This window comes from Veillonella sp. ACP1 (assembly GCF_000286635.1).
GTDB classification, from domain to species: Bacteria; Bacillota; Negativicutes; order Veillonellales; family Veillonellaceae; genus Veillonella; species Veillonella atypica.
This window is the reverse complement of sequence record NZ_ALKL01000026.1, coordinates 1-4,024: the sequence shown is the minus strand read 5'-3', so window position 1 is coordinate 4,024 and position 4,024 is coordinate 1. Positions and strand designations below refer to the sequence as shown.

The window sequence follows — 4,024 nt, the reverse complement described above, 5'->3', positions numbered from 1 at the left end:
CTATTAGACCCTAGATTGAAAAGGGAGAGAGCATAATGAAAGAATTTATTCAGAAACATAAATTGTTCTCTTTCTACACTGCATTGATGCTTATTATCGTATTCATTGCTATTTTTGCACCATGGCTTGCGCCGGGCGATGCTTTTTCCTCAGATATGACAAAAGCATTACAAGCCCCTAGCGCACAACATTGGTTTGGTACCGATAAATTGGGCCGTGACGTATTGTCTCGTATCATTTATGGTACTCAATTATCCTTGTTCATGGGTGTATCCATTGTAGTGATTATGGTAAGCATTGGTACAGTTATCGGTGCCGTAGCAGGTTACTTTGGCGGCAAGGTTGAAATGGTTCTTATGCGCTTGGCGGATATTATGTTATCCTTCCCAGGTGTAGTACTCGCCATTGCAATCGCCGGTATCTTAGGGGGCAGTATTGTAAATACCATCTTAGCACTCTCCGTTGTAGGGTGGGCTAAATATGCGCGTCTTGTACGTTCTATGACGTTGAAAGTACGTGGTGAAGAATATGTAACGGCAGCCGTTATGATGGGTGCCTCTACATGGACGATTTTACGTCGTCATATTATCCCTAATATTTTGCCCCTCGTTGTAACAACAGGTGTTCTAGATATTGGGGCCATCATGATTGAGGTTGCAGGTTTATCCTTCCTTGGATTCGGTGCACAACCACCAACACCTGAATGGGGCCTTATGCTTAACGAAGGCCGCCAGTATTTGCAAACGAGCCCTTGGCTTATGGCATTCCCTGGCATGTCTATCCTTATTGTAGTTGCTATCTTTAACCTTTGGTCTGACTCTCTACGGGATGTAGTAGACCCTAAAAATCAAGGTTAGTTTAGTGTGATGCTTATTTATAGATGGTTTTGTGACAGTTGTCGGATAAATAAGCAATACTATGGTTTTTCTATTATGACTATTGTAAATTTAGTAGTCATGATGTGTATATTTTATGGTTATATGTAATTGTACAAGGAGATTTTACATGAAAAAATCTTGGAAAAAGGCTCTCTTAGCAGGCCTCAGCATTGTAATGATGGGTTCCTTCATCGCTGGTTGTGGTTCCGATAACAATGGTGCTGCTAATAAGGATGTTTTAAAAGTTGGTGTAACTAACTTTGCCTCTTCGTTAGATCCTACGGAAAATTTCTTCTCTTGGGTTGTCATGCGTTATGGTATAGGTGAAACATTGACTAAGTTTGATGAGCACATGAAGCCTCAACCTTGGATTGCATCTAAATGGGAAGTGTCTCCAGATAAGAAAACTTGGACTTTCACAATTAATGATAAGGTGAAATTCTCTAACGGTAAAAAAGTTGATGCCGCAGCGGTAAAAGCTTCTATTGAGCGTTCTTTTGAAAAGTCTAATATTGCAAAAACGTTCTTTAATTATGATTCTATTGAAGCAAATGGCCAACAATTAATTATCAAAACAGATAAAGAATATCCTAATATGCCAGGTCTTTTGGCAGATCCAATATTCTTAATTGTTGATGTGCAATCTGAAAAAGATGGCCGTAACTTCGCTAAAGAAGGTCCTATCGGTACAGGCCCATATGTAGTAAAATCTTTCACTAAGGAACGTGCTGAAATGGCGGCGAATGAAAATTACTGGGATGGTGCAGTACCGTTTAAAACCGTAGAAATCCCATCCATCGACGATCCTAATACGCGTGCTATGAGCTTGCAATCCGGTGATGTAGACATGGCTGTTAATATCGGCCCTGGTGAAATTGGCTTGTTCCAAGGCAATGACAAATTTAAAGTAGATGAAATTGCATCTCTTCGTGTTGTGTTAGCACGTATCAATCAAAAAGGTATTCTTGGTGACGACAAGGTTCGTGCTGCTGTAATCTCTGCAACAGACCGTAAAAACTATGCAGATGTATTATTAAAGGGTACATTCATTCCTGGTTCCGCTCCAATTCCACCATCTATGGACTACGGCTTCAATGACTTGAAAGATCCTAATGCGTATAATCCTGAACGTTCTAAACAATTGTTAGCTGAAGATGGCTGGAAAGATACTGATGGCGATGGTATCCTTGATAAAGATGGCAAACCATTAACATTCAACTTCGTTGTATATAACTCTCGTGCAGAATTACCACTTTATGCAGAAGCTGTCCAAGCCGATCTTAAAAAAGTTGGTATCGATATGAAAATCAAAACAGTTGACTACAACTTGATTGATAAAATGGGTCAAGATGGCGATTATGATATGCTTATCTCCAACATCGTAACTGCTAATACAGGTGATCCAATCTGGTTCTTAGCTAACTACTGGCATACTAATAATAATGGTTCTAACCCTCAAAACGGTTCTGGTTACTCCAATCCACAAGTTGACCAATTGTTAGATGCTGCTCAAACTGAATTCGACCCTGTAAAACGTCGTGAATATGCAATTCAAATTCAACAATTATTGATGAATGATGGCGCTGCATTGTTCTTAGGTTATCCTAAAACTAATATCATTACTGGTTCTTACTTGAAAGGTGCTGTCATGTACCCAAGTGATTACTACTGGATTACTAACAAAATTACAAAATAGTAAGGAGCTATAATGGCAGAAAACATACTAACTGTAGAGAACCTTAGCATCGCGTACCAAGGTGTGCCTGCTGTTATGGATGTAAACTTTACCTTGGAACGCGGTAAGGTATTGACCATTGTAGGGGAATCCGGATCCGGTAAAACTACCGTGATCCGGGCCCTCATGGGTTTATTGCCTGTAGGTGGTGAGGTCACAGATGGTACAATGATCTTTAATGGTCAAGACCTTCGCACCCTATCTAAGTCAGAATGGAGATCCATACGTGGCAAAGACATGGCCATGATTTTCCAAGATAGCGGTAGTGCACTCGATCCGATTGTACGTATTGGTAAACAATTTAGAGAACTATTCAAAGCTCACATTGAAATCTCCAATGACGAATGTGATCGTCGTGCTATTGAATTATTAGAGTCTGTTGCGTTACCTAATTGCGCAGATATCCTTCGCCGCTATCCACATGAGCTGTCTGGTGGTCAACGCCAACGGGTAGGCATTGCTATGGCACTGGCTTTAGATCCAGCATTACTCATCGGTGATGAACCAACATCTGCTTTAGATGTGACGACGCAATCTCAAGTTGTTATGCAAATGATGGAATTATCTAAAGTACATAATTCCACTATCGTTATGGTAACTCATAACCTTGGTGTGGCGGCATATATGTCCGATTACATCATCGTTATGAAAAAGGGCTGTGTTGTAGATGCAGGTACGCCACAAGAAATCTTAGAAAACCCATCTAATGAATACACAAAACAACTAAAAGATGCGGTACCAACATTGGGAGGAGGTCGTTACATTGACTAACTACGCAGTAGAAATTAAAAATGTATGTAAACGATTCCCACTTCCTACTGGTGGCGAACTTGAGGCATGTAAAAATATCAATATCACACTTGAAAAAGGGCAATCTCTTGGTATTGTAGGTGAATCCGGCTCTGGTAAAACAACATTAGTTCGTATGATTATGAAAATGTTGCCTATTACAGAAGGTGAAATCTACGTTGATGGTGTTGAGATTCAACACATGAATACAGAACAAACTAGAGAATATCGTCAAAAAATTCAAATGGTATTCCAAGATCCATCGGCAGCTTTTAATCCGCGTATGAAGGTTAAGGATATTATTCTTGAACCACTATATAATTTTGGGCTTCTCGAAAAGGGAAAAGAAGAACAAATCGCTGGGGATTATCTTGAAATGGTAGATTTACCGCGTGAGTTTATGCATCGATTCCCTCATGAGATGTCTGGTGGTCAACGTCAACGTGTAGCTATTGCACGAGCTATCGTTTTGAAACCTGAAATCCTCGTATTCGATGAGGCAACGAGTGCCCTTGATGTATCTGTGCAAGACTCTATTGCCTATCTACTCGCTAGATTGCAAAAGAAACGGAATTTGACCTATCTATTCATCGCTCATGATATTGCTTTCATTCGTACTATG

4 protein-coding genes are annotated in these 4,024 nt (G+C 40.1%); all 4 read left to right on the top strand.

Annotated features, from left to right (window positions below; genetic code table 11):
- Positions 1-35 precede the first annotated feature (35 nt).
- A complete protein-coding gene (gene nikC, locus HMPREF1151_RS09545; protein ID WP_009661891.1) occupies positions 36-857 on the top strand; it encodes a nickel transporter permease in 822 nt (273 codons plus the stop codon).
- 148 nt (positions 858-1,005) lie between these two features.
- The gene (locus HMPREF1151_RS09540) at positions 1,006-2,574 is read left to right on the top strand and encodes an ABC transporter substrate-binding protein (RefSeq protein WP_009661893.1); all 1,569 of its coding nucleotides are present in this window, start codon (positions 1,006-1,008) and stop codon (positions 2,572-2,574) included.
- Positions 2,575-2,586: 12 nt separating this feature from the next.
- Positions 2,587-3,384 carry an ABC transporter ATP-binding protein gene (locus HMPREF1151_RS09535; protein ID WP_009661890.1) on the top strand — a complete coding sequence of 266 codons (798 nt, stop codon included), beginning with the start codon at positions 2,587-2,589 and terminating at the stop codon, positions 3,382-3,384.
- Positions 3,377-4,024 (top strand): ABC transporter ATP-binding protein (locus HMPREF1151_RS09530; RefSeq protein WP_009661892.1); only part of this gene is annotated, 648 nt, incomplete at its 3' end. The genes HMPREF1151_RS09535 and HMPREF1151_RS09530, both read left to right, overlap by 8 nt.

Excerpts from the sequence above, each read along its gene's own strand:
- nikC (WP_009661891.1), top strand. The coding sequence starts at position 36 with ATGAAAGAATTTATTCAGAAACATAAATTGTTCTCTTTCTACACTGCA.
- HMPREF1151_RS09540 (WP_009661893.1), top strand. The coding sequence starts at position 1,006 with ATGAAAAAATCTTGGAAAAAGGCTCTCTTAGCAGGCCTCAGCATTGTA.
- HMPREF1151_RS09535 (WP_009661890.1), top strand. The coding sequence starts at position 2,587 with ATGGCAGAAAACATACTAACTGTAGAGAACCTTAGCATCGCGTACCAA.